Origin of the sequence: Cobetia sp. SIMBA_158 (genome assembly GCF_046566945.1) — a bacterium.
GTDB lineage: Bacteria > Pseudomonadota > Gammaproteobacteria > Pseudomonadales > Halomonadaceae > Cobetia > Cobetia amphilecti.
In genome coordinates this window covers 1-241 of the sequence record NZ_JAWJYL010000984.1, presented here as the reverse complement: position 1 = coordinate 241, position 241 = coordinate 1, and the positions used below count along the sequence as shown (strand labels likewise).

Sequence of the window (241 nt, the reverse complement as noted above, 5' to 3'; positions counted from 1 at the left end):
CGCGGATAGGCTGCACTGATGGCCTCGGTCAGCCCCTTCAGGCCATCGACCACGGCGATCAGGATGTCCTGGCAGCCGCGCGTCTTGAGTTCGTTGAACACCTTGAGCCAGAACTTGGCGCCCTCGGTCTGCTCGATCCAGAGGCCCAGCACGTCGCGCTGGCCGTCGGCCTGGATGCCCAAGGCCAGATAGACGGCCTTGTTGCTGACCACGCCGTCGTCGCGGATCTTGACCCGCAGCG

At 65.6% G+C, this 241-nt stretch carries 1 protein-coding gene; it reads right to left on the bottom strand.

Going from position 1 to position 241, the window contains the following annotated elements:
- Positions 1–241: transposase (locus R2R70_RS22745; RefSeq protein ID WP_410979308.1), on the bottom strand; the 241-nt coding region annotated here is incomplete at both ends.